General features: G+C 64.7%; 21 protein-coding genes. 11 read left to right on the forward strand and 10 right to left on the reverse strand.

The genetic code is table 11. The features are described 5' to 3' along the window. Positions 1–28 precede the first annotated feature (28 nt). The 5 genes from addB to FJW07_RS22365 all read left to right on the forward strand — a co-directional run bounded on the left by addB (position 29) and on the right by FJW07_RS22365 (position 8,303). Positions 29–3,163 carry a double-strand break repair protein AddB gene (gene addB, locus FJW07_RS22345; RefSeq protein WP_140858802.1) on the forward strand — a complete coding sequence of 1,045 codons (3,135 nt, stop codon included), beginning with the start codon at positions 29–31 and terminating at the stop codon, positions 3,161–3,163. After that, entirely contained in the window at positions 3,160–6,672 is a 3,513-nt protein-coding gene (gene addA, locus FJW07_RS22350) for a double-strand break repair helicase AddA (protein WP_140858803.1), read from the forward strand. The genes addB and addA overlap by 4 nt, the downstream gene beginning before the upstream one ends. A gap of 74 nt (positions 6,673–6,746) precedes the next feature. Next, entirely contained in the window at positions 6,747–7,070 is a 324-nt protein-coding gene (gene trxA / locus FJW07_RS22355; RefSeq protein WP_140641774.1) for a thioredoxin, read from the forward strand. Positions 7,071–7,202: 132 nt separating this feature from the next. Next, on the forward strand, positions 7,203–7,484 hold the full coding sequence (locus FJW07_RS22360) for a cupin domain-containing protein (RefSeq protein ID WP_027166948.1): 282 nt from the start codon (positions 7,203–7,205) through the stop codon (positions 7,482–7,484). Between the two features lie 54 nt (positions 7,485–7,538). Continuing rightward, on the forward strand, positions 7,539–8,303 hold the full coding sequence (locus FJW07_RS22365) for a sulfite exporter TauE/SafE family protein (protein ID WP_140858804.1): 765 nt from the start codon (positions 7,539–7,541) through the stop codon (positions 8,301–8,303). Between the two features lie 34 nt (positions 8,304–8,337). Here the strand turns inward: FJW07_RS22365 and FJW07_RS22370 are convergent, their stop codons facing one another. From FJW07_RS22370 to FJW07_RS22395, 6 genes are all read right to left on the reverse strand, one after another. Next, the gene (locus FJW07_RS22370; protein WP_140641778.1) at positions 8,338–8,757 is read right to left on the reverse strand and encodes a VOC family protein; all 420 of its coding nucleotides are present in this window, start codon (positions 8,755–8,757) and stop codon (positions 8,338–8,340) included. A gap of 51 nt (positions 8,758–8,808) precedes the next feature. After that, entirely contained in the window at positions 8,809–10,134 is a 1,326-nt protein-coding gene (locus FJW07_RS22375) for a folylpolyglutamate synthase/dihydrofolate synthase family protein (RefSeq protein ID WP_140858805.1), read from the reverse strand. A gap of 137 nt (positions 10,135–10,271) precedes the next feature. After that, complete coding sequence (gene accD / locus FJW07_RS22380; protein WP_140858806.1) at positions 10,272–11,198, reverse strand: acetyl-CoA carboxylase, carboxyltransferase subunit beta; 927 nt, start codon at positions 11,196–11,198, stop codon at positions 10,272–10,274. A gap of 95 nt (positions 11,199–11,293) precedes the next feature. Beyond that, positions 11,294–12,133 carry a tryptophan synthase subunit alpha gene (trpA, locus tag FJW07_RS22385; RefSeq protein ID WP_140641784.1) on the reverse strand — a complete coding sequence of 280 codons (840 nt, stop codon included), beginning with the start codon at positions 12,131–12,133 and terminating at the stop codon, positions 11,294–11,296. A 2-nt stretch (positions 12,134–12,135) separates the two neighbouring features. Then, positions 12,136–13,356 (reverse strand): tryptophan synthase subunit beta, encoded by a 1,221-nt coding sequence (gene trpB, locus FJW07_RS22390; protein WP_140858807.1) that lies wholly within the window; start codon positions 13,354–13,356, stop codon positions 12,136–12,138. Between the two features lie 26 nt (positions 13,357–13,382). Then, positions 13,383–14,042, reverse strand: coding sequence for a phosphoribosylanthranilate isomerase (locus FJW07_RS22395; RefSeq protein WP_140858847.1), 660 nt, complete (start codon positions 14,040–14,042; stop codon positions 13,383–13,385). Between the two features lie 110 nt (positions 14,043–14,152). On the opposite strand from FJW07_RS22395, the gene FJW07_RS22400 reads away from it, so the two are divergent. Further along, the gene (locus FJW07_RS22400; RefSeq protein WP_140658715.1) at positions 14,153–14,368 is read left to right on the forward strand and encodes a hypothetical protein; all 216 of its coding nucleotides are present in this window, start codon (positions 14,153–14,155) and stop codon (positions 14,366–14,368) included. A 268-nt stretch (positions 14,369–14,636) separates the two neighbouring features. On the opposite strand, the gene FJW07_RS22405 is transcribed toward FJW07_RS22400, so the two are convergent. The 4 genes from FJW07_RS22405 to FJW07_RS22420 form a co-directional block, all read right to left on the reverse strand. Then, on the reverse strand, positions 14,637–15,395 hold the full coding sequence (locus FJW07_RS22405; protein ID WP_140641790.1) for a M48 family metallopeptidase: 759 nt from the start codon (positions 15,393–15,395) through the stop codon (positions 14,637–14,639). Between the two features lie 120 nt (positions 15,396–15,515). Then, positions 15,516–15,995, reverse strand: coding sequence for a DUF2852 domain-containing protein (locus FJW07_RS22410; protein WP_140658714.1), 480 nt, complete (start codon positions 15,993–15,995; stop codon positions 15,516–15,518). A gap of 116 nt (positions 15,996–16,111) precedes the next feature. Next, entirely contained in the window at positions 16,112–17,254 is a 1,143-nt protein-coding gene (locus FJW07_RS22415) for a benzoate/H(+) symporter BenE family transporter (protein WP_140708519.1), read from the reverse strand. Then, positions 17,254–18,027, reverse strand: a complete 774-nt coding sequence (locus FJW07_RS22420; protein ID WP_140858808.1) for an alpha/beta hydrolase — start codon at positions 18,025–18,027, stop codon at positions 17,254–17,256. Before FJW07_RS22420 ends, FJW07_RS22415 begins: the two co-directional genes overlap by 1 nt. Positions 18,028–18,241: 214 nt before the next feature. Between FJW07_RS22420 and infC the strand changes: the two genes are divergently transcribed. The 5 genes from infC (at position 18,242) to rplT (ending at position 22,028) form a co-directional block, all read left to right on the forward strand. Continuing rightward, positions 18,242–18,778 (forward strand): translation initiation factor IF-3, encoded by a 537-nt coding sequence (infC, locus tag FJW07_RS22425; RefSeq protein ID WP_095767981.1) that lies wholly within the window; start codon positions 18,242–18,244, stop codon positions 18,776–18,778. Between the two features lie 229 nt (positions 18,779–19,007). Beyond that, positions 19,008–19,655: an isoprenylcysteine carboxylmethyltransferase family protein gene (locus FJW07_RS22430; RefSeq protein WP_140641798.1), complete on the forward strand. Its 648-nt coding sequence runs from the start codon at positions 19,008–19,010 to the stop codon at positions 19,653–19,655. A gap of 183 nt (positions 19,656–19,838) precedes the next feature. Continuing rightward, a complete protein-coding gene (locus FJW07_RS22435) occupies positions 19,839–21,134 on the forward strand; it encodes a hypothetical protein (RefSeq protein WP_140858809.1) in 1,296 nt (431 codons plus the stop codon). Positions 21,135–21,383: 249 nt separating this feature from the next. Continuing rightward, positions 21,384–21,587, forward strand: a complete 204-nt coding sequence (gene rpmI / locus FJW07_RS22440; protein ID WP_027166935.1) for a 50S ribosomal protein L35 — start codon at positions 21,384–21,386, stop codon at positions 21,585–21,587. 39 nt (positions 21,588–21,626) lie between these two features. Beyond that, positions 21,627–22,028, forward strand: a complete 402-nt coding sequence (rplT, locus tag FJW07_RS22445) for a 50S ribosomal protein L20 (RefSeq protein WP_042637600.1) — start codon at positions 21,627–21,629, stop codon at positions 22,026–22,028. Positions 22,029–22,144 lie beyond the last annotated feature (116 nt).

Here is a 22,144-nt window from a genome sequence, read left to right on the forward strand (position 1 = left end):
AAACGGGCGCACGGCGATCTAATGCGGTATGAGCGGCGCGCGCCGCGTCCTTTCCATCCCGTCCGGAGCGCCGTTCCTGCCGACGCTGGCTGGAGCGTTGCTCGATGGACGCCTGATCCCCGGCTTCCGCTTCGACGGCGATCCGCTGGCGCTCGCCGACGCCACCATCTATGTGCCGACGCGCCGTGCGGCGCGTGCGCTGCGCGGCGCCTTCGTCGACATGCTTGCTGAATCGGGAGGGGGCAGACGCTCCGCCATCCTGCCGACGGTGCGGCCGCTCGGCGAATTCGACGAGGACGAGGCCGCCTTCGACGCCGAGGCGGCGCCGGCCATCGAGCTCGCGCCGCCGATCGCCGCGCAGGAGCGGCTGTTGTTGCTGGCGCCGCTGGTGCGGGCCTGGAAGGAAAGCCTGCCGGCGCATGTCAGGGCTCGGTTCAACGAGGAATTCGTCGTGCCGACCTCGGCCGCCGACGCCATCTGGCTGGCGCGCGACCTTGCCAGGCTGATGGACGAGATCGAGACCGAAGGCACGGATTGGGCAAAGCTCGCGACGCTGGTTACCGGCAACCTCGCCGGATGGTGGCAGGTGACGCTCGATTTCCTCGGCATCGTCACCGACAACTGGCCGGCACTGCTCAAGGAGCGCGACCGTTCCAATCCTGCCGCGCATCGCAGCGCGCTGATCCGGCTGGAGGCGGCGCGGCTGAAGCGCAATCCGCCGGCCGGGCCGGTGATCGCCGCCGGCTCGACCGGCTCCATTCCCGCCACCGCCGAACTGCTTGGCGTCATCGCCGGCCTGCCCAACGGCGCCGTCGTGCTGCCTGGGCTCGACCGCGAGCTGGACGACGCATCCTTCGCGGCGATCACGGCGCCCGGCGCGCGCCCGGCAACGCTCGGCCACCCGCAATACGGCCTCGCCAAGCTGATCGGCGGCATTGGCATTTCGCGCCGCGACGTCGAGGATATCGTCGCCGCGCCACCGCCGCTTGCGTTGCGCGCCGCCCTTGTCGGCGAGGCGCTGCGGCCGGCCGAAACCACCGAGTACTGGACCGAGACGCGGCCGCGCTTCACGACGCACGATATCGAACAGGCGCTTGCCGGCGTGACGCTGGTGGAAGCGGCGAACGAACGCGACGAGGCAGCGGCAATCGCCATCGCGTTGAAGCGCGCGGTGGAGATCCCAGGCAAGCGCGCGGCGCTCGTCACCGGCGACCGGGCGCTGGCGCGGCGGGTTTCGGCCGAGCTCCTGCGCTTCGGTGTCGTCGCCGACGATTCCGGCGGCGCGCCGCTCGTCAACACGCCGGCCGCCAGCCTGCTCAGGCTCGCGCTGAGCGCAGCCTTCCGGCCCGGCGATCCGGTAAGCCTCCTGTCATTGCTCAAGCATCCGCTGCTTGGACTCGGTCTCGAACGCCGGAGCGTGCGCAAGGCGGCCGAGCTCGTCGAGCTGGTGGCGCTGCGCGGCGGCACGGGCCGGCCCGATGTCGCCTCGCTCGGGGCGCTTTTCGAGACACGACTCGCGGAGCTGAGCGGCGACACCAGGCAGCCTTTCTGGTTTTCGCGCCTGACCGTGCGCGGCATCGGGCAGGCGCAAGAGATGCTTAGCCGTCTTATCAATTCACTCTTGCCGCTCACCGCGATGCGCGACGAGAAGGACGCCGACATCGCGACGCTGACGCGCGCGAGCGTTGTCGCGCTGGAGGATCTGGGCCGCGCGGCCGATGGCGGTCTGGCGGAACTTTATGCCGGCGACGCCGGCGAAAAACTCGCCGAGCTGTTGCGCGGACTGGTGGCGGCGTCCTCGCCCTTCACCTTCGCCGCTTCGGAATGGCCCGACGTGATGGAAGCGCTGATCGCGCCGGAGACGGTGAAGCCGGCGCAAGGCACCGACCGCAACATCGCCATCTGGGGCGCGCTGGAAGCCCGATTGCAGAACGTCGACACGCTGGTCATCGGCGGACTCAATGAAGGTGTCTGGCCGCGCAAACCCGAGAGCGACCGCTTCATGTCGCGGCTGATGAAGACCGGCATCGACCTCGAACCGCCGGAACGGCGCATTGGCCTAGCCGCGCATGATTTCCAGATGGCGATGGGCGCCCCTGAAGTGGTTCTGACGCGTTCGGCACGTTCGGGCGACGCGCCGGCGGTGCCGTCGCGCTGGCTGCAGCGCATCCTGACCTTCATCGGCAAGGAGCCGACGGCAGCACTTCGCGGGCGCGGCGACGCGCTGCTTGCCTGGGCGCGCGCGCTCGATGCCGGCGAGAAGAAGGATTTTGCCGCCCGCCCGCAGCCGAAGCCGCCGCTCAGCATGCGCCCGCAGCATTTCTCGGTCACCGAGATCGAGACGCTGCGCCGCGACCCCTACGCGGTCTATGCGCGGCGCATCCTCAACCTGATGCCGCTCGAGCCCTTGATCCGCGATCCGGGCGCGGCCGAACGCGGCACGCTGTTCCACGAGATCCTGCATCTGTTCTCGCGGCGGGTAGAGGACCCGAAGGCGCCGAATGCCTTGGCAAGCCTCACCGAAGCGGGTCGTGCCTGCTTTGCCGACGCGAAGCTTCCGGCGGATATCGAGGCGATCTGGTGGCCGCGCTTCGAAAAGCTCGCCGAAAACATCATCGAATGGGAGCATGGCCGCGCCGATGCGGTGGCGAGGCGCTATGCCGAGGAACGCGCGGAGAAGACAGTGGTCGGCCGCACCGGCGCGACGCTTTCCGGCTATGCCGACCGTGTCGACCTGCTTGCCGGCGGCATGGCCGACATCCTCGACTACAAGACAGGCTCCTCACCCTCGAAAGCGCAGGCGCACACGCTGCTGTCGCCGCAGCTTGCGTTGGAGGGCGCGCTGCTGAGGCGCGGCGCCTTCAAGGAACTCGGCATTCGCGAGCCCTCGCAACTCGCCTTCGTGCGGCTGAAACCGAATGGCGAGGTGTTCGAGGAATCGATCCTCGAATACAACCGCAAGCCCCGTACCGCCAACGACCTCTCCGAAGAAGCCTGGGCGCGGCTGGAGCGGCTGCTTTTCCATTATGCCGATCCGACCGCCGGCTATCTGTCGCGCGCCCTGCCATTCCGCGAGGGCGAAGCCGACGGCGACTACGACCATCTGGCGCGCGTGCTCGAATGGTCGGCCGGCGGCGCCAGCGAAGACGAGGCCGACGGATGAAATATCCGATCCCCTCCGATACCGCAGCCAGCCAGGCGCGCGCCTCAGATCCGGCCTATTCCGCCTGGGTGTCGGCCAATGCCGGCTCGGGCAAGACGCATGTGCTGGCGCAGCGCGTCGTCCGGCTCCTGCTCAACGGCACCGACCCATCGAAGATCCTGTGCCTCACCTATACGCGGGCCGCCGCCGCCAACATGTCGAACCGCGTGTTCTCGACCCTGTCGGAATGGACGGCGCTGCCCGATGCGGAGCTGGCGGTCAGGATCGCGGCGCTGGACGGCCGCGGCGCCGACCGCGACACGATGCGGCGCGCGCGCCGATTGTTCGCCGAGGCACTCGAGACGCCGGGCGGGCTGAAGATCCAGACCATCCACGCCTTCTGCGAATCGGTGCTGCACCAGTTTCCGCTCGAAGCCAACATCCCGGCGCATTTCGAGATGCTCGATCCGCCGATGGAGGCCTCACTGTTTGGCGACGCCCGTCGAGACATGATTTCGGGGGCGGGCGCCGGCGTCGAAGGCCTGGCGGAGGCCTTCGCCACCGTGCTGGAACGCGGCGGCGAGTTCGGGCTCGACACGCTGCTTGGCGAAATCGTCGGCAAGCGCGGCGAATTGCGCGATTTCATCGCCAAGCTCGGCAGGGATCGGGATTTCCGGCCGTTGTTCGCCGAATTCGGTTTCAGGCCCGGACAGACGGCCGAGGATATAGCCGCTTCGCTGTGGCCGCTGCCTGGCTTCGCCCCCGGCCAATTCGCCGAATTCGCGCAGGCCGCCGAAACCGCCGACGCGCGGCAGGTGCTGAACAATGTCATCCCCTATGCACGGGGCGCCTTCGCAGAAACCGACCCGATCCGCCGGCTGCGGCTGCTGGCAAAGGCCTTCCTGAAGGCCGACGGCGACCCCTATGAGCCGCCCAAGATCTTCAAGAAGGCGCTGGTCGACCGGCTGCCGGACTTGGCCGATCGCTATCTGGCCGCGGCCAAGGCGATCCTAGAGGTAACCGACCGGCTGGCGCTGTTCCGCATGCTGGAAGGGACAGCGGCGGCGCTCACCGTCGCCGGTTGGCTGATCGCGCGCTATGAGCAGTTGAAGCGCGGGCGGGGTTTTCTCGACTTCAACGATCTGATCACACGCACGGTCGGTCTCTTGTCGCGGCCGGATGCCGGACCGTGGGTGCAGTTCAAGCTCGACCAGGGCATCGACCACATCCTGCTCGACGAGGCGCAGGACACCAGCCCCGACCAGTGGGAAGTGGTGAAGAAACTGACGGAAGAGTTCTTTGCCGGGCTTGGCCAGCGCGAAGCGGTGCGCCGAACTGTCTTTGCCGTCGGCGACGAGAAGCAGTCGATCTACTCCTTCCAGGGCGCGGCGCCCGATTCCTTCGCCGAAAGCCGGCTGTTGTTCGCCGGCCGCGTGCGCGGCGCCGAAGCCGCCTTCGCCAATCTCAAGCTTACCTGGTCATTCCGTTCGAGCGACGACGTGCTTGCCGCGGTCGACCGCGTCTTCGCAGAACCGGGTGTCAGGCGCGGCATCAGCCACGATCCCGATCCGCTGAGCCATAAGGCGATCCGCAATGATGCGCCGGGCTATGTCGAGGTGTGGCCGTCGATCGGCGCCGAAATGGTCGAGGAGCCCGACGACTGGACCTTGCCGGTCAACCATGCCAGCGCGCCGGCCGTGCGCGTGGCCGAGCATGTGGCTACGACCATCCAAACCTGGCTGCGCAGCGGCGAGGTGATCGAAGGCAAGGGCAGGAAACTGGCCGCCGGCGACATCCTCGTCCTGGTGCGCAAGCGCGACCGCTTCGTCCATGCGCTGTCGCGCAGCCTGAAGAACCGGCAAATCCCGGTTGCCGGCGCCGACAGGCTGAGCCTGCCCGGCCATATCGCCGTTCAGGACCTGATCGCGCTTGGACATTTCCTGATCCAGCCGGAAGACGATCTTTCCTTGGCCGCGGTGCTGCGCAGTCCGATCTTCGAGGTCTCCGAGGAGACGTTGCTGGCGTTCGCTGGCTCGAGGCCGAAAGGCCAGTCGCTGATCGCTTCGCTGCGGCACCATGCGGCGGAAGACGTCGCGCTCACCGCTGTCGTTAGCCGGCTCGACGCCTGGGCGAGCGAAGTGGCGTTCAAGCCGGTGTTCGAATTCTATGCCGCGGTGCTGGCGCGTGACGGCCTGCGCCGCAAGATGACGGCGCGGCTGGGGCCCGAAGCCGGCGATATCCTGGACGAATTCCTGAGTTTCTGCCTGGCCGAGGAACGCACTGGCCTGCCGGGGCTGGAGTCCTTCCTGTCGACGCTGGAAAATGCCGGTCCCGAGATCAAGCGCGAGATGGACCAGACGCGCGACGAGGTCCGCGTCATGACCGTGCACGCCGCCAAGGGCCTGGAGGCGCCGGTGGTCTTCCTGGTCGACGGCGGCTCGGCGCCGTTCAGCGACCAGCATTTGCCGCGGCTGATGCCGTTCGAGGGCTCGGGCGCGCAATGGAAGGGCAAGGGCTATCTGTGGCGCTCGGCCAGCGATGTCGCCAATGGCGTCTCAAAGGCTGCTTCGATCCGGGCGCGCGAACTGGCGGACGACGAGTACCGGCGGCTGCTCTATGTCGGCATGACGCGCGCCGAGGACCGGCTGATCGTCTGCGGCTATCACGGCAAGCGTCAGCCCAGCCCCGGCACGTGGCATTCGATCGTCAGCCGCGCGTTGCTTGGTGCGCCGGAAAGCGAGGAGCGCCGGCATCCGGCAACGATCGATGTGGCCGTGCACCGCTTCCACAGGACCAAATTGCCGCCGGTGGCGCTGACCGGCGTCGACAAAGCGGGGTTGTTCGAGCATACCGCGCCATTGCCGGACGGCCTGTTCCGGCCGCTGCCGCCCTATGAGGAGCTGCCGCGGCCGCTTTCGCCTTCCGGCGCCTCGGCGCTGATCGACGAGGCGAAAGATGCCGCGCCCGACACACGCTCGCCGGTGCTCGATGCCGCCGCCGAGCCCGGCTTTGCGGTGATGCGCGGCCTGGCCCTGCACAAATTGCTGCAGATGCTGCCCGGGATCGCCTCAGATGAAAGGCCGGGCGCGGCGGAGCGCTATTTGGCACGCGCCGGTGTCGATTGGCCGGAAAGCGAGCGCGACCGGGCGCTGGACGCGGTGCTGTCGATCCTGTCCGACAATCATTTCGCGGCGTTGTTCTCGCAATCCTCGCGCGCGGAAGTCGCGGTGATGGGCAGCCTGGAGGTGAAAGGCAAGCTGCGCTCGATCTCCGGCAAGATCGATCGACTGGCTGTCACACCGGAAAAGGTGTCGATCGTCGACTACAAGACCAATCGCCCGGCGCCCACGAGTCTGGCCGAAGTGCAACCCGCCTATGTGCTGCAGCTTGCGCTCTATCGGGCGCTGCTCCAGCCGCTCTATCCGGGGCGCGAGGTGACGGCCGCGCTGCTGTTCACCGAGGCGCCGCGGCTGATCGAGCTGCCGGCGGCGGCCATGGACGACGCCCTTGCCCGACTCACGGCAGCGTGACACAAGAACTGCTTGAACATCGCCGCCACAACCACCACATTTGGTGCAACCCGAGTTTTCGAAAGGATTTCAGCATGGCCACCGTCAAGGTCGACAAGGGCAATTTCCAGGCCGATGTGCTCAACGCCAAGGAGCCGGTTGTGGTGGATTTCTGGGCGGAATGGTGCGGCCCCTGCAAGATGATCGCCCCGGCGCTGGAAGACATCGCCAAGGAGCTCGGCGCGAAGATCAAGGTCGCCAAGCTCAACATCGACGAGAACCCCGAGCTAGCCGCGCAGTACGGCGTGCGCTCGATCCCGACGCTGATGATCTTCAAGGGTGGCGAAGTGGCCGACATGAAGGTGGGCGCCGCGCCGAAGACCGCGCTGTCGCACTGGATCAACGGCAGCCTCGCCTGAGCCAATCCGAAAAGTTCAAGAACAAGCCCGGCCAATCGCGCCGGGCTTTTTCTTTGGCGTCATGGCTCGACGCGCTCTGGCCCTCGCACGCAGGCACGTCATACTCTCTGCTTCAGAAAAAAGGAGAGCGCCATGACCGGAACAGCCAAGGCCACAGTGCACGTCGACAACGAGCGCGTCATCGTCACCGAGTACCGCTTCGCGCCCGGCGCCAACACCGGCTGGCACCGCCATGGCCACGACTATGTCGTCGTGCCGCTGATGGACGGCAAGGTGAAGCTGGTGACCAAGGACGGCGAGTCCTTTGCCGAGATGAAGCAAGGCGCGCCCTATTTCCGCCGCGAGGGCGTCGAGCACGACGTCATCAACGCCAATGACGGCGAGTATGCTTTCATCGAGATCGAGCTGAAGTAGGCCGGCCGTGGTTGCCGGCTTGCACGGTTCCATTTCGGCCCCGTGCGGGATGTCGTGACTGTAGCATCTCTCCTCGCCTTTGCCGGTTTTGCGGCGGTGGCCGCATATGTCCAGACGCTGACAGGCTTCGCCTTCGGCCTGGTGATGATGGGCGCGATTACGCTTGTCGGCTTGCTGCCGCTGCCCGACGCAGCCGCAATGGTCGGCATGCTGACCCTGGTCAACGCCACGCAGATGCTGATCCAGGGCGGCTGGCGCGAGATTGCGCGCCGGGAGCTGCGGCTTATCCTGGTAGCAAGCCTGCCTTCGCTGCTCTTGGGGTATGCCCTGTTGGAATGGCTGGCGGACACGCGGGCCGACCTGCTGAAAATCGGACTCGGCCTGGTCATCATGGTGTCCAGCCTGCAACTGGCCATCAGGCCCGCCGGCTTGGCAAAACGGTCGTCGGATGCGAGTTTCGTCGGCTTCGGTGTCGTTTCGGGCCTGATGAGTGGGCTGTTTGCGACCGGTGGCCCACCGCTCGTTTATCATCTCTTTCGCCAGCCAATGGCGCACATACGTGTCCGTGAAACGCTCGTCACCGCCTTCGGCGCCGCGCAGGTGGTCCGGCTTATCCTGGTGATGGCAAGCGGCAACCTCCCGACCATGTCGCCTGTCGCGCTCGTCCTCGCCATACCAGCCGTAATGCTGATGACCTATGCCGCGCGCCGCTGGCCACCGTCATTGTCGCAAGGGATGATGCGAAAGATCGTCTTTGTTTTGCTTTTCCTGTCAGGGCTCTCACTGGCGCTGCCCGCCGCGATGCATCTTGCCGTCTAAGTTCAATTGCTCACGCCGGCGACGCATAGCTCCATCACCAGTCGGCGATGCGGTCACCGCCGGCGAATTGCGCGCTCTTGGCGGTGTATTCGAACAGCTCGATCTTCACGCCGTTGGGATCGGCGATCCAGGCCTGGAACGTGTCGTCGCAGGCAAGCTTCTTTGGCGTCACCGCGACGCCTTTCGACCGGATGTGAACGATCGCCGCATCGATGTCTTCCACCTCAAGGCAGAAGTGGTTGATCTGGTTTGCGTCGCTGTAGCTGGCTTCACTTTTCTCGAACACCTCGACGTGGCTGCGGCCACTGCAATCGAGGTAGAAGCCGAAGATCTTGCCGTCACGCAGGAAATTGAACCGCGTGTCCATGCCGAGCACGTCACGATAGAAGCGGCGCGTCTCCTCCAAGTCATGCGCGAAGATGCAGACATGGGCAAGCTGCTTCACCTTGATCATGGCCGGTTCCTTTCGACCCCCGCCGAAATCCAATACGCCATGCTGATCGCCTCAGGTCGGCGGCGTGCCGTTCTCGGCCAGCACGGCGCCGGCGAAATAGAGCGAGCCGCCGATCAGGATGCGCGGCGCCGGGCCGTCCCAACTGTCGCGCAACAGCATCAGCGCGCTGGCGACGGAGCTGACCGGCTCGGCCGACAGCCCGGCCTCTTCGGCACGCAGGGCCAGCTCATCATTCGGCACGCCGGCGTCGCTGTTGTTCACCGTCACGGTATAGACATGGCGGGCCAGCCCCTTGAAGGCGCTGAAATAGCCCGTCTGGTCCTTGGTGTTGATCATGCCGGAGATCAGGACCAGCGGCCTCGGGTTCTTTTCCTCCTGCTCGGCCAGCGCCTCGGCGACGACGATGCCGGCGCCTGGATTGTGGCCGCCGTCCAGCCAGATCTCGGCGCCCTTCGGCGCCAGGTCGACGAGCTTGCCCTGCGTCAGCTTCTGCATGCGCGCCGGCCAGGCGACTTGGGTCATCGCCCGCTCGGCGGCGCGGTGGCCGATCTCGAAGCCGGCCGCCTTGACGGCGGCGATCGCCGCCGCGGCGTTGGCGTATTGATGGCGCCCCGGCAGGCGCGGCGAGGGCAGGTCCATCAGCCCGTCCCCGTCCTGATAGACCATACGGCCGTTCTCCTCGAAAGCGAGGAAATCCTGGCCATAGACCACGGTCGGGCAATCCAGCCGCTCGGCCGTCTCGATCAGCACCTGAAGCGCGGTGTCGCTTTCCTGGGCGCCGATCACCACCGGGCAGCCGTGCTTCATGATGCCGGCCTTTTCGGCGGCGATCAGCTCGACGCGGTCGCCGAGATAGGCCTCGTGGTCCATCGAGATCGGCATGATCACCGAAACCGCCGGCCGCTCGATGACATTGGTGGCGTCGAAGCGGCCGCCGAGGCCGACCTCGATGATCGCCGCCTCCGCCGGATGCTCCGAAAACAGGATGAAGGTGACGGCGGTGAGGATCTCGAAGACGGTGATCTTCTGACCGCCATTGGCCTTGGCGACACGCGCGATGGCCTCGGCGAAGATATCGTCATCGACGAGCTTGCCGCCACCGTCGTCCGCCAGCCGGTAGCGTTCGTGCCAGTTCACCAGATGCGGCGAGGTGTGGACGTGAACGAGGTGGCCGGCCGCCTCCAGCAGCGCGCGCGAGAAGGCGGCGCAGGAGCCCTTGCCGTTGGTGCCGGCGATGTGGATGACCGGCGGCAGCTGGTCCTGCGGATTGCCGAGGCGCTCGAGAAGCCGCGTGACACGGTCCAGCGAAAGGTCGAAGCCTTTCGGATGCAGCGTCATCAGATGTTCGATTTCGCGTTCAGCGGAAAGCGTTGTCATGATGGAATCCTAGCGCACGGTCCCGAAACCGGGAATCGGTTTCAGAACGGCCATGCGCAAATCAGAGGCTACAGCACGCAACGGGCGGCGCAAATCGCGGTTCGCGGCGAGCGATGTCGCGTCGGGCCGATATCGCGTCAGGCTTGCGGCCGCGCCTCGGCATTGACCACCACCGGCGGCAGGATCTCCGGCGCCAGCGGCTTCTCGGTCTCCGGCATCTTGAGCAGCATCTTCAAGAGCCGGGAAATGGTCTGGCGCATCTCGAGGCGCGAGACGACCATGTCGACCATGCCGTGCTCCATCAGATATTCGGCGCGCTGGAAGCCATCGGGCAGCTTTTCGCGGATGGTCTGCTCGATGACGCGCGGGCCGGCAAAGCCGATCAGCGCGCCGGGCTCGGCGATCTGGACGTCGCCCAGCATGGCGTAGGAGGCGGTGACGCCGCCGGTGGTCGGGTTGGTCAGCACGACGATATAGGGCAGGCCGGCTTCCTTCAGCCGGTCGACGCCGACCGTTGTGCGCGGCAATTGCATCAGCGACAGGATGCCTTCCTGCATGCGGGCGCCGCCGGAGGCGGCGAACAGGATCAGCGGCCGCTTGCGCTGCAGCGCGACCTCGAAGGCATGCACGATGGCTTCGCCGGCGGCCATGCCGAGCGAGCCGCCCATGAAGGCGAAATCCTGCACGGTGACGATGACCGGCAGGCCGTCGATGGTGCCGGCGCCGTTGAGGATCGCGTCTTCGAGGCTGGTCTTGGCCTTCGCCTCCTTCAGGCGATCGGTGTAGCGCTTCTCGTCGCGGAACTTCAGCGGATCGAGGACGACCTTGGGGTTTTCCAGCACCTCGTATTTGCCGTCGTCGAAGAAGTATTTCAGCCGCTCCTTGGCCGAGATCTTCATGTGGTGGCCGGAAGCCGGGATGACGAACTGATTGGATTCGAGATCCTTGTGGAAGATCATCTCGCCGGTCTCGGGATCCTTGATCCAGAGGTTTTCCGGCATGTCGGTACGCCGGCCGAGCATCGAATTGATCTTCGGGCGGACGTAATTGGTGATCCAGTTCATGGCTTCGGCTCCTGTCCTGGAAAGAACTTCAAGCTATTCCAGGAAAAGTCTGTGGCGGTTTTCCGGCCGGAATTGCTCAAGAACAAATAGTCAGGCTATTCGGCGGCGGCAAGGCGGGCCGAGCGGACGCCCTGGGCAAGGCCGCTGACCAAAGTGGCGACGGCCTCGGCCGGATCGGCGGTCTTCTCGCCCTTCGGTCCAAGCACATTGGCTATCGCGTTGACGATCGCCGTACCGACGACGACGCCATCGGCCGAGGCGCCTATGACACGCGCCTGCTCGGCGGTCTTGACGCCGAAGCCGACGCAGACCGGCAGTGCCGTATGGCCCTTGATGCGGGTGACCGCCGCCGAGACCTTGGCGGTGTCGGCGAGCGCGGAGCCGGTGATGCCGGTCATCGAGACATAATAGACGAAGCCGGAGGTGTTTTCCAAAACCTTGGGCAGGCGTTTGTCGTCGGTGGTCGGGGTCGCCAGCCGGATGAAGTTGACGCCGGCTTTCAGCGCCGGAATGCAAAGCTCCTCATCCATCTCCGGCGGCAGGTCGACGACGATAAGGCCGTCGATGCCGCTCGCCTTGGCATCCGCGAGGAAGCGGTCGACGCCATAGATGTAGATCGGATTGTAGTAGCCCATCAGCACGATCGGCGTCTCGTCGTCGCCGGCGCGGAACTCGGACGCCAGCTTCAGCGTCTTGGCCAGCGTCTGGCCGCCCTTCAGCGCTCGAAGACCCGCCGCCTGGATCGCCGGGCCATCGGCCATCGGATCGGAGAAGGGCATGCCGAGCTCGATGACGTCGCTGCCGGCGCCCGGCAGCGCCTTCATGATGGCCAAGGCGGTATCGTAGTCCGGGTCGCCGCCCATGAAATAGGTGACCAAAGCCGGGCGGCCTTCGGCTTTGAGCTTGGCCATGCGGCGGTCGATGCGGGTGGTCATTGTCAGATCTCCATGCCCAGCATGCTCGCCACCGTGTGCACGTCCTTGTCGCCGCGGCCGGACAAATTGACGATGACGATCTGGTCCTTGTCCATCTTGGGCACGATCTTCATCGCGTGCGCGATGGCATGCGCCGATTCCAGCGCCGGGATGATGCCTTCGACGCGGGTGATGAGCTGGAAGGCATCCAGCGCCTCGTCATCGAGGATCGGCTCATACTGGACGCGGCCGGAATCGCGCAGCCAGGAATGCTCGGGGCCGACGCCCGGATAGTCGAGGCCGGCCGAGATCGAGTGGCCGTCGAGGATCTGGCCGTCCGAATTCTGCAATAGATAGGTGCGGTTGCCATGCAGCACGCCAGGCTTGCCGGCATTCATCGAGGCGCAGTGCTCGATGCCGTCGAGACCGCGGCCGCCGGCTTCGATGCCGATGATGCGCACATCCTTGTCGTCGAGGAAGGGATGGAACAGGCCGATGGCGTTGGAGCCGCCGCCGACGGCGGCGATGATGACATCGGGCAGCCGGCCTTCCTGCTCCAGCATCTGGGCGCGGGCTTCCGTGCCGATCACCGACTGGAAGTCGCGCACCAGCTCCGGATAGGGATGCGGGCCGGCGGCGGTGCCGATCAGGTAATAGGTGTCCTCGACATTGGTGACCCAGTCGCGCAGCGCCTCGTTCATGGCATCCTTCAGCGTACCGTGGCCGGCGGTGACCGGCCGCACCTCGGCGCCGAGCAGCTTCATGCGGAAGACGTTGGGGCTCTGGCGGGCGACATCGGTGGCGCCCATGTAGACGACGCACGGATAGCCGAAGCGCGCCGCGACGGTTGCCGAGGCCACGCCGTGCTGGCCCGCACCCGTCTCGGCGATGAGGCGTTTCTTGCCCATGCGCTTGGCGAGCAGGATCTGGCCGAGGCAATTGTTGATCTTGTGCGAGCCGGTGTGGTTGAGGTCCTCGCGCTTGAAATAGACCTTGGCGCCGCCGAGATGCTTCGTCAGCCCTTCGGCGAAATAGAGCTTCGACGGCCGCCCAGCATAATGGGTCGACAGGTTCTGCAATTCGGCCTTGAACTCTGGATCGTTCTTGACCTCGTTCCAGTTCCTTTCCAGATCGAGGATCAGCGGCATCAGCGTTTCGGCGACGAAACGACCGCCGAAAATGCCGAACATGCCCTGCTCGTCGGGCCCGGTGCGGAAGGAATTGGGCATTGCCGGCTTGTTCATCGCCGATCTCCTGATTTTGGTTGTGCTCAGGCGGCGCGGTCGTCGCGCGCGGCCCTGACGGCCCGGAAAAACTGCTCGATCAGCGCCGGATCCTTGACGCCCGGAGCGCTTTCCACGCCGGACGAAACGTCTATTCCGGGCGGGTCGGCCTGTCTCAGGGCATCGCCGACATTGGCGGCGTTTAGCCCACCGGAAAGCATGTAATCGAGCCCGGCGTCAAGGCCGGCAAGGATGCGCCAGTCGAAGGCGACGCCGTTGCCGCCCGGCAGTTGCGATCCCTTCGGCGGCTTGGAGTCCAGAAGGAAGCGGTCAGCGACGCCAATATAGGGTTTTACCCGCGCCAGATCCGCCGCCTCGCTGACCGACAGCGCCTTCATGACCGGGAGGCCATAGCGGGCCTTGAGTTCCGCCACGCGCTCGGATGTCTCCGAACCATGCAGCTGCAGCATGTCCGGCTGCATCTTGGCAACGATCTCGTCGAGGAAGGCATCATCGGCATCGACGGTGACGGCGACCGCCTTGGCCTTGCCGCGCGCCGCTTCGCGCAGGCGCCCGGCCTCGGCCGGCTCGACATAGCGCGGGCTCTTGGCGAAGAAAATAAAGCCGACATGGCTGGCGCCGCCGGCAAGCGCGGCGGTCATCGCGGCGTCGGTCTTCAATCCGCAGATCTTGATGTCGAGCGTCATGGCGCGGGATTGGCACGAAACGGCCAAAGAGTCGAGAAAAAGCATGCTGTTGCCGGTTCTGCGGAAAACACTACGTTGATATAGGAACCACAGGCGGGAGAACGATAAGCATGGCCGACCGGACCGTCGCCGAACTCAAGCAGAAGATCGCGCAGGCGCGCGAGGTGATCGCGCATCTGATGGACAAGGCCGCCTATAACGGCGCCGAGGCGCACCGGGCGCTGGAGTATTTCAGCAGCGATACGTTTGACCGGGATTTTTTGCCGTGGCCGCATACCGAGGAAGGACTGCGGCCGGAAGAGCTGAACGCGGCGAATGACGATTGAGCGATCAACGCCGGCGTGGGTATAAGCGCAAAATAGCAGGAGGTCGGCGGGACAGCGCCCCCCTCTGTCCTGCCGGACATCTCCCCCACAAGGGGGGAGATCAGACGTCACGCCGGCTTTCGCCAATCACCAACATTACAGAAAGAGCGAGGCGCCCGAGCTGCTGATCTCCCTCCTTGTGGGGGAGATGCCCGGCAGGGCAGAGGGGGGCGCGAAGGAACTCGGCGTCTAGATGTTGCGCGCGCATCCGCGCGCAACATCAGAGTAGCTACTCAAAAACAATCGCCTGCAACGCCCCACCATTCCGCTTCAGCCAATCCTTGCAGCGATCGGTGTCGGGGCAGAGTTTTTCGCACAGTTTCCAGAATTTCGGGCCGTGGTTCATCTCTTTCAGATGCGCCACCTCATGCGCCACCAGGTAGTTTATCACCGCCGGCGGCGCCATCATGATGCGCCACGAGAAGGAGAGATTGCCCTCCGAGGTGCATGACCCCCAGCGGCTGGAGGTATCCTTATACCTTATTGCCTTGGCGCGCTTGCCGATCGCCTCGGTGTGCTTCACCACCAGCTTCTCGATCTCCTTCTTGGCCTCGCGCTTGAGGTAATCGGCGATGCGGCGCGGCAGGTGGATGCGCTCGCCATGGACGATCAGGAGCGGGCCGCGCTCGTCGCGCGCGACGGTGACGGTGCCGCGCCTCGAAGACTCATGCACGATACGGTGCGGCACGCCGCGGATCGGGATCCTGATGCCCGGGCGCACCTGCGGCCTCGTCGGCACCTTGGCCAGCCGCTGTTCCAGCCAGTCCTGATGGCGGTCGAGGAATTTCTCCACCTCGCCCCGGCGCAGGCCCGGCGGCACGGTGACGCGCAGGCCCTGGCCGCCCGAATCGATGCGCAGCGTGAGCCGCCGGGCCCTGGCGCTTTCGACGATTTTCAGCGGCAGCGTGCGGCCGGCGACGCAATGTTCGCGCTCCACGACAGGCGTGGGCTTTGGCTTGGTCAGATTGCGAAAGAAGCCGAGGGTCATGGCTGGACGATACGCGATTCGAAAAAAACGGCCAGTGGAGGGAAGGCACATGGAGAACAAAAAAGAAACGGCGCCGCTCGCGCGACGCCGTTTTATCAGCCTAAGACCTGTCGCCGGATCTTAGTCGTCGAGCAGGGTCGTGCCCTTGCCGCGCTTGGGAGCGGTCTTGTCGGTCGAGCCGGTGGGGGTCGGCGCGGTCGACTTGTTGCGGTTCGCCATGAAGCGGTCGAACTCGTCCTGATCCTTGGCGCGGCGGAGTTCGCGGACGTAGTCATCGAACTCGGTCAGCATCTCGTCGAGCTTGCGGCGCTCCTCGGCGAGGCGCTCGAGTTCCTTCTCGCGCCAGTCGTCGAAGGCGACGTTGCCGGTGCGGGCCGAGCCGTGGCCCCAGCGGGCCGCCTTGTCGGAACCGCGGCGGCAGCCGGCGAAGATGCCGTCCGTGGCGCGGTTGACGTCGCGCTTGAAGCCTTCCAACCGATCGCCCCAGATGATGTAGGCGAGCATGGCGAAGCCGAGCGGCCAGAACACCATGAAGCCGATGACCATCAGCGCGATGGTGGCCGGCGTCCAGGCCGGACGGATCAATGCACTTGTGTTCATTTTCTCCCAATCCTTCCATTGGAGACAGCCAAACCGGCTGCGTGGAATCGAAATGGGAAGGCGAAATCGGCTATTCAAGGCAAACCCGGCCAAAACCGGCGAAACACCTGAAATGATTATCGCTTTTTGAGCTTCTCGAGGAAAAGCACTGCCATTCCGGCGACCAACCCCCAAAATGCGGCGCCGACGCCGAAGAGCGTGAGCCCCGAAGCCGTCACGGCGAAGGTGACGGTGGCCGGCATGCGTTCGGCCTCGTCCTTCAGCGCGATCGACAGCGCGTTGGCCAAGGGCGCCGTCAAGGCGAGCCCCGCGACCAGCACGATCAGGCTTTGCGGCAGAACGGCGAAGATCGCCACGAGCGAGGCGCCGAAGATCGCGAAGATGAGATAGGCGAGCGCGTAGAACGGCCCGGTCTTCCAGCGCTCGGCAGGGTCGGGATGGACATCGGGGCCGGTGCAGATGGCGGCCGAGATCGCCGCAAGATTGGTGGTCGCGGCGCCGAACGGCGCCGAGAGCAGCGAAAACAGACCGGTGACGCCGATCAGCGGACCGGGCTCCGGATGATAGCCCGCGGCGCGCAGCACGGCGAGACCGGAAAGGTTCTGGGAGGCCATGGTGACCAGATAGAGTGGCAGGGCAAGGCCGATGATCGCCGAGGCGGTGAATTGCGGCGCAATGAACGTCAATGTCGACAGTTCCGGCGCCGGCAGGCTGCCGACGCGGCCGGTGAGGAAAGCGGCGAGGCCGCCGCCGATCAGCACCACCAGCACCGATAAAGCCGGGTTGAACAGGCGGATGACGAAGAAGGCGGCGATCAAGGGCAGGATCAGCCAGGGGTCGGCTGGAATGGCCTTCACCGCATTGACGGCGAAGCTGACCAGGATGCCGGCCAGCATGCCGGACGCGACCGAGGCCGGGATCTTCGCGATCAGCCGGGTCAGCGGTCCGAACAGGCCGGTGGCGACCAAAAGGATGCCGGTGACGATGAAGGCGCCGACGGCCTGCGGCATGGTAAAACCGCTGGAGGCCGCGATCAGCGCCAGGCCGGGCGTCGACCATGCGGTGATCACCGGCATCTTGGTGCGCCAGGATAGCCACAGACATTCCACGACCATGGCCAGGCAGATCGCCGTCACGCCGCTTGCGGTCTCGATCTGGGTGGCGCCGACCGCCTTGGCGGCGGCGATGACGAGGGCCAGCGTGCCGCCGAAGCCGACGATCGCCGCGACGAAGGCGGATATCGGGATGGAGATGCGCATTATCCCGCGGCCCGCTTGACCATGTCGCCTACAGCTCGCTTGAGCATATCGAGATCCTCGGGGCGGGACAGGCGATGGTCGCCGTCCGGGATCAGCGACAGCGTCACGTCGTCGGCGGGCAGCATCGCGGCCAGCTTCAGCGCATGGCCAGAAGGCACGTCCGGATCGGCCAGGCCCTGCAGGATGTGCACCGGGCAATGGGTGTCGATCGGCCCCGTCATCACCCGGTTGGCGCGGCCATCCTCGATCAGCGCGCGCGTGTAGATATAAGGCTCGTCCGAATAGTCGGACGGCTCGGCGAAGAAGCCTTTTTCCTCGAGATCGCGGCGCTGCGCGTCGGTCAGCACCGGCTCGATCAGCTCGATGGTGAAATCAGGCGCCGGGGCAAGCAGAACGAGGCCGGCAACCCTTGTGTCGCCCGCCTTGCGCAGCTCCTGCGCCATGCGCAGCGCGATCCACGCCCCCATCGAGGAGCCGACCAAGATCTGCTTGCCCTGGCTGAACCGGCGAAAGACGGCAAGGCTCTCGGCCAGCCATCTGGAGATCGTGCCGTCGGCGAACGCGCCGCCCGATTCGCCGTGGCCGGAATAGTCGTGGCGCAGATAGGCACGACCTTCGCTCGTGGCCCAGGCGGCAAGCGTCTGCGCCTTCGTGCCCAGCATGTCGGACTTGTAGCCGCCGAGCCAGACCACGCCGGGTGCGGCGCCAGGCGCCTGCCTGACGGCGATGTCCGACCCGTCCACATCGATGAAAACCGGAGCGCTGGCGGCCATGAGCTTGTCCTCTCGGCCGGTCTTTTGGCACAGGCGGTGGTTCAACGAAAAGTGCTCGCGGCGTTTCTTTGCTTGGTGCAGACAATTGCCAGGCGGCAGGTGATTTTCCGGCGGGGCTATGCTATTGACTCACGCCCCGCGCTCACCACATAGGCGCGTCCACCTATTTTTTGTCTAAAGAACCCAGAACGAAACGGCCGAGGAGACCACGACCATTCGCAGACCTTTCAAAGCAGCGGCACCCACCAAGGACGGGCCGCGCTCCAACCGAGACATCCGGGTGCCCCGGGTCCAGCTTATCGACGCCGACGGCCAGAACCGAGGCGATGTTTCCATCAACGACGCATTGCTGCTGGCCGAAGAGGCTGGGCTCGATCTGGTCGAGATATCGCCCAACGCGGTACCGCCGGTCGTCAAGATCCTCGATCTCGGCAAGCTGAAATACGCCAACCAGAAGAAGGCGGCCGAAGCGCGCAAGAACCAGAAGGTCATCGAGATCAAGGAGATCAAGATGCGCCCGAACATTGACAGCCATGACTACGAGACCAAGATGAAGGCCGTGCGGCGCTTCTTCGAGGAAGGCGACAAGGTCAAGCTGACGCTGCGCTTCCGGGGCCGCGAGATGGCGCATATGGAACTCGGCATGCAGCTTCTGAACAAGGTGCGCGAGGAAGTTGCGACGATCGCCAAGGTCGAGGCGGAGCCGAAGCTCGAAGGCCGCCAGATGATGATGGTGCTGGCGCCGCGCTGACCGGGAAGGCGCGACCGTCAAAGCGTCGCGTCTATCACGGTTTCGAGAGTTGCCGGGCTCTTCGTATCCCGCTCTAAAATCCGCCCGAATTGCCGGGCACGGCGTCCCGGCGATCGGCGGGGCGCCTGTTTTCAATCCGATCGCCGGCTACCTCGACGATCGCTTCGCGATCGCGAACAAATCGATGATCGGGTTTCCCGATCGCGAGCAAAATGCGATCGGATGGGTCATGGTCGATGAAGTGAAGGTCCCGGCCGACAACCAGAATGAAGGGTTGGGCGGCTATCAGCACATGCGCCGGATCGTGCTGGCGGTGCTGATCGTGGTGCTGTTCTGCGCATTGCTGTTCGGCCAATCGAGCTTTCCGCCCGAGACCTCGATGCACGAGTCGATCGAGATGTTCGGCGTGCTTCTGATCTTCCTCGGCATTGTCGGGCGCTTGTGGTCGACGCTCTATATCGGCGGGCGCAAGTCGGCCGAAGTGGTGACCGGCGGGCCTTATTCGATCACCCGCAACCCGCTCTATCTGTTTTCGACCGTCGCTGCCGCCGGCGTCGGCGCGCAGATCGGCTCGTTCAGCGGCATCGTCCTGTTTTCGCTGCTCTGCGCCGGCGCCTTCCACATCGTCATCCTGCGCGAGGAGCGGTATCTCAAGGAAGTGCTCGGCGCGCCCTACCAGGCCTATCTCGCCAGGGTGCCGCGCTTCTTCCCGAACCTTTCGCTCTACCAGGAAGGCGATACCGGCAGCTTCAAGCCCCGCCTGCTCTTGAACACGCTGCTCGACGGGCTGGTGTTCCTGGTGGCGCTGCCGGCCTTCGAGCTGATCGACGGCATGCAGCAGTCGGGGATGCTGCCGGTGTGGTTCACGCTGCCTTAAGAATTGACGGACAGAAGCACTATCGAATAGTCGGGCTAACTTCCGGGCATGTTAATAGTCTGGCTACACGAATGGTGTAGCGATGATCGTGGCAAATAAAGCGCCCGGGGGGTGCACCGAGTCGAGCGTCAGGTCGGCACCACCACATTTGCGAATGTCTTCCACACGGAGCAAATCTTGAGGGTGAGGACTGCCGTTGCCGCCGTCGGTGGGTTCATTCTCCTGGCTTTGGCTTGGGTGACGGCGACCGCCAACCGCGAGCACGCGACCGGGCAATGGTCCTTCACGAAGGACGCCAATGTTGACCGAGGCACCTATTTCCGACTGAAGGTCGACTTTGCCTATAAGGGCGAGCAGCAGCACTATGACATCGTTGTCGGCTGCAACGTCCTCAACATTCACCACAAGGACAGTTCCTCGACTTATGAAGCCGGTCTGATCCCAACAGTTTGGGGGCAGCGCATGGGCGACGGTAAGGCGGTGGTGGTTCGTGCGCCCGATGCCTGCCGTGGCGACACGACGGAAAACGGCGGCGTGCCCGCGGATTTTCTACCGGTGATGGTCGTCTATGAGAATGCCGACACCATGGCCTTCGGCACGGGCTATATGACTGACGACGCCTACCGAAGCCCGAAATCGGTGCTGAGGTTCGACAAAGCGACGGTCGAGCGCGCTACGCGCGCCGAGTTCGATGCTTTCCGCGCCAATGGCCCACAGAACATCATTACGCGCAGTCAGTATCATTCGGCACAAAATGACTATCAACTCGGACTGCTCGGCCTCACGAGGAGCTATCCGGCGTTCGGAAGAAGTTGCTCCGCCTTTTCCCGCTGGAGACTGTCCGGGCCGGAGCGGGAGATCGTGCGCAAGTACCGGCCATCGACCGCTGCCCGCTACTGGACTATCTCCCAGACACTCTTGGACACGACCACCCAAGCCTCCCTTACGAGCGAAATTCGCGAAGCGCGAAAAAAGGCGAAAAAACAGACCCGCGACGATGGGCTGGCCCTAGGGGTAAATGGAGGCTTCTGGCAACCGGATTTCGGGGCACTGCGCCGCGATGGTACACAATTGGTGGGGCTGAAAGCCAGCAGCAAAGGTAGCAGCACCACAAAAGCTGCTGCGTTCTATCCGGCGGACACTTCGATGAGGCAAGACAAATGGCCTGTGGAGCGAACCGCGAGGATTGCCGCCTATGAAGTCTTACCATCAGTAAATACAACAAATATCGATGTCGACGACGGGCGGAACCGAGGCTTCGCTTATTGCTACCTAGGCGATCGGCCGCCAACAAAGGAATTGGGAGACAAGGTGTGGGCCTTGCCGGCGACCACGACCATCGATGGGAAAGAAGTGGTAGCGGGTGCTCCAGAGCACTGGGGCTATGGATTTTATCGCGCCGAGTTCGTCTTCGACGGCGACGAATATGTATTGGAACGCGTCCTTTTCAATCTCGAGTCCACGAGAGGTGACGTGTGACTGATGAGCGCTGCGTTAGCACACTCTAATCTTCGGAGACTTGAGGAGGGCGCGCAGCTTCGGTGCGTGCAGCGTCAGGTGTGTCCGCTTCAGGTGTTGCGCCCGCGCCGTCTTTGATCTATAGGACCGCCGTTCCAAGAAAACCGCCCGGCAGGGCATGCCGTGGCGGTTTCATTTGCTTTTCGGGCTTTGGTCGGCCCGAAGCGAAAAAAGAAGCGCGATGGTGCGCCACCAATATGGAGTAGCAAAATGCCCAAGATGAAGACCAAATCGGCCGCCAAGAAGCGGTTCAAGATTACTGCCACCGGCAAGGTGCTGTCGGCTGCCGCCGGCAAGCGCCACGGCATGATCAAGCGTTCCAACAAGTTCATTCGCGATGCCCGCGGCACGATGGTTCTGGCTGAACCGGACGGCAAGAAGGTCATCAAGAATTTTCTGCCGAACGGCCTCTGAGCACTCGGTTCCGGAACAGCGTTTTAAGGAGATCATGACATGGCACGCGTAAAGAGAGGCGTCACCGCCCACGCCAAGCACAAGAAGGTCCTGAAAGCCGCCAAGGGTTTCTACGGCCGCCGCAAGAACACCATCCGCATCGCCAAGCAGGCGGTGGAAAAGTCGCTGCAGTACGCCTACCGCGACCGCAAGAACCGCAAGCGCTCGTTCCGCGCGCTGTGGATCCAGCGCATCAACGCCGCGACGCACGAGCACGGCCTGACCTATGGCCGCTTCATCGACGGCCTCAACAAGGCCGGCATCGAGATCGACCGCAAGGTTCTTTCGGACATGGCCATCCACGAGCCGCAGGCTTTCGCCGCGCTGGTCGCGAAGGCCAAGGTCGCGCTCGAATATCTGAAGAACACCACGCCGAATGCTTTTGAGAGCGCTGTCGCCTAAGCCAGCGCTTCCCAAGCATTTTTAGTACTGATTTGGGGAACCCGCGCTGGCACGGCTGGCGCGGGTTCTTTTTTGCGCCTGACCTGTCACGTTTAAAGTGATTTTCACCTTTAGCG

It is taken from the genome of Mesorhizobium sp. B3-1-9 (genome assembly GCF_006439595.1).
GTDB lineage: Bacteria > Pseudomonadota > Alphaproteobacteria > Rhizobiales > Rhizobiaceae > Mesorhizobium.

What these genes read in the sequence shown, in the direction of transcription:
- addB (WP_140858802.1), top strand. Translation starts at nt 29, where the DNA reads ATGAGCGGCGCGCGCCGCGTCCTTTCCATCCCGTCCGGAGCGCCGTTC.
- addA (WP_140858803.1), top strand. Translation starts at nt 3,160, where the DNA reads ATGAAATATCCGATCCCCTCCGATACCGCAGCCAGCCAGGCGCGCGCC.
- trxA (WP_140641774.1), top strand. Translation starts at nt 6,747, where the DNA reads ATGGCCACCGTCAAGGTCGACAAGGGCAATTTCCAGGCCGATGTGCTC.
- FJW07_RS22360 (WP_027166948.1), top strand. Translation starts at nt 7,203, where the DNA reads ATGACCGGAACAGCCAAGGCCACAGTGCACGTCGACAACGAGCGCGTC.
- FJW07_RS22370 (WP_140641778.1), bottom strand. Translation starts at nt 8,757, where the DNA reads ATGATCAAGGTGAAGCAGCTTGCCCATGTCTGCATCTTCGCGCATGAC.
- FJW07_RS22375 (WP_140858805.1), bottom strand. Translation starts at nt 10,134, where the DNA reads ATGACAACGCTTTCCGCTGAACGCGAAATCGAACATCTGATGACGCTG.
- accD (WP_140858806.1), bottom strand. Translation starts at nt 11,198, where the DNA reads ATGAACTGGATCACCAATTACGTCCGCCCGAAGATCAATTCGATGCTC.
- trpA (WP_140641784.1), bottom strand. Translation starts at nt 12,133, where the DNA reads ATGACCACCCGCATCGACCGCCGCATGGCCAAGCTCAAAGCCGAAGGC.
- trpB (WP_140858807.1), bottom strand. Translation starts at nt 13,356, where the DNA reads ATGAACAAGCCGGCAATGCCCAATTCCTTCCGCACCGGGCCCGACGAG.
- FJW07_RS22395 (WP_140858847.1), bottom strand. Translation starts at nt 14,042, where the DNA reads ATGACGCTCGACATCAAGATCTGCGGATTGAAGACCGACGCCGCGATG.
- FJW07_RS22400 (WP_140658715.1), top strand. Translation starts at nt 14,153, where the DNA reads ATGGCCGACCGGACCGTCGCCGAACTCAAGCAGAAGATCGCGCAGGCG.
- FJW07_RS22405 (WP_140641790.1), bottom strand. Translation starts at nt 15,395, where the DNA reads ATGACCCTCGGCTTCTTTCGCAATCTGACCAAGCCAAAGCCCACGCCT.
- FJW07_RS22410 (WP_140658714.1), bottom strand. Translation starts at nt 15,995, where the DNA reads ATGAACACAAGTGCATTGATCCGTCCGGCCTGGACGCCGGCCACCATC.
- FJW07_RS22415 (WP_140708519.1), bottom strand. Translation starts at nt 17,254, where the DNA reads ATGCGCATCTCCATCCCGATATCCGCCTTCGTCGCGGCGATCGTCGGC.
- FJW07_RS22420 (WP_140858808.1), bottom strand. Translation starts at nt 18,027, where the DNA reads ATGGCCGCCAGCGCTCCGGTTTTCATCGATGTGGACGGGTCGGACATC.
- FJW07_RS22430 (WP_140641798.1), top strand. Translation starts at nt 19,008, where the DNA reads ATGGTCGATGAAGTGAAGGTCCCGGCCGACAACCAGAATGAAGGGTTG.
- rpmI (WP_027166935.1), top strand. Translation starts at nt 21,384, where the DNA reads ATGCCCAAGATGAAGACCAAATCGGCCGCCAAGAAGCGGTTCAAGATT.
- rplT (WP_042637600.1), top strand. Translation starts at nt 21,627, where the DNA reads ATGGCACGCGTAAAGAGAGGCGTCACCGCCCACGCCAAGCACAAGAAG.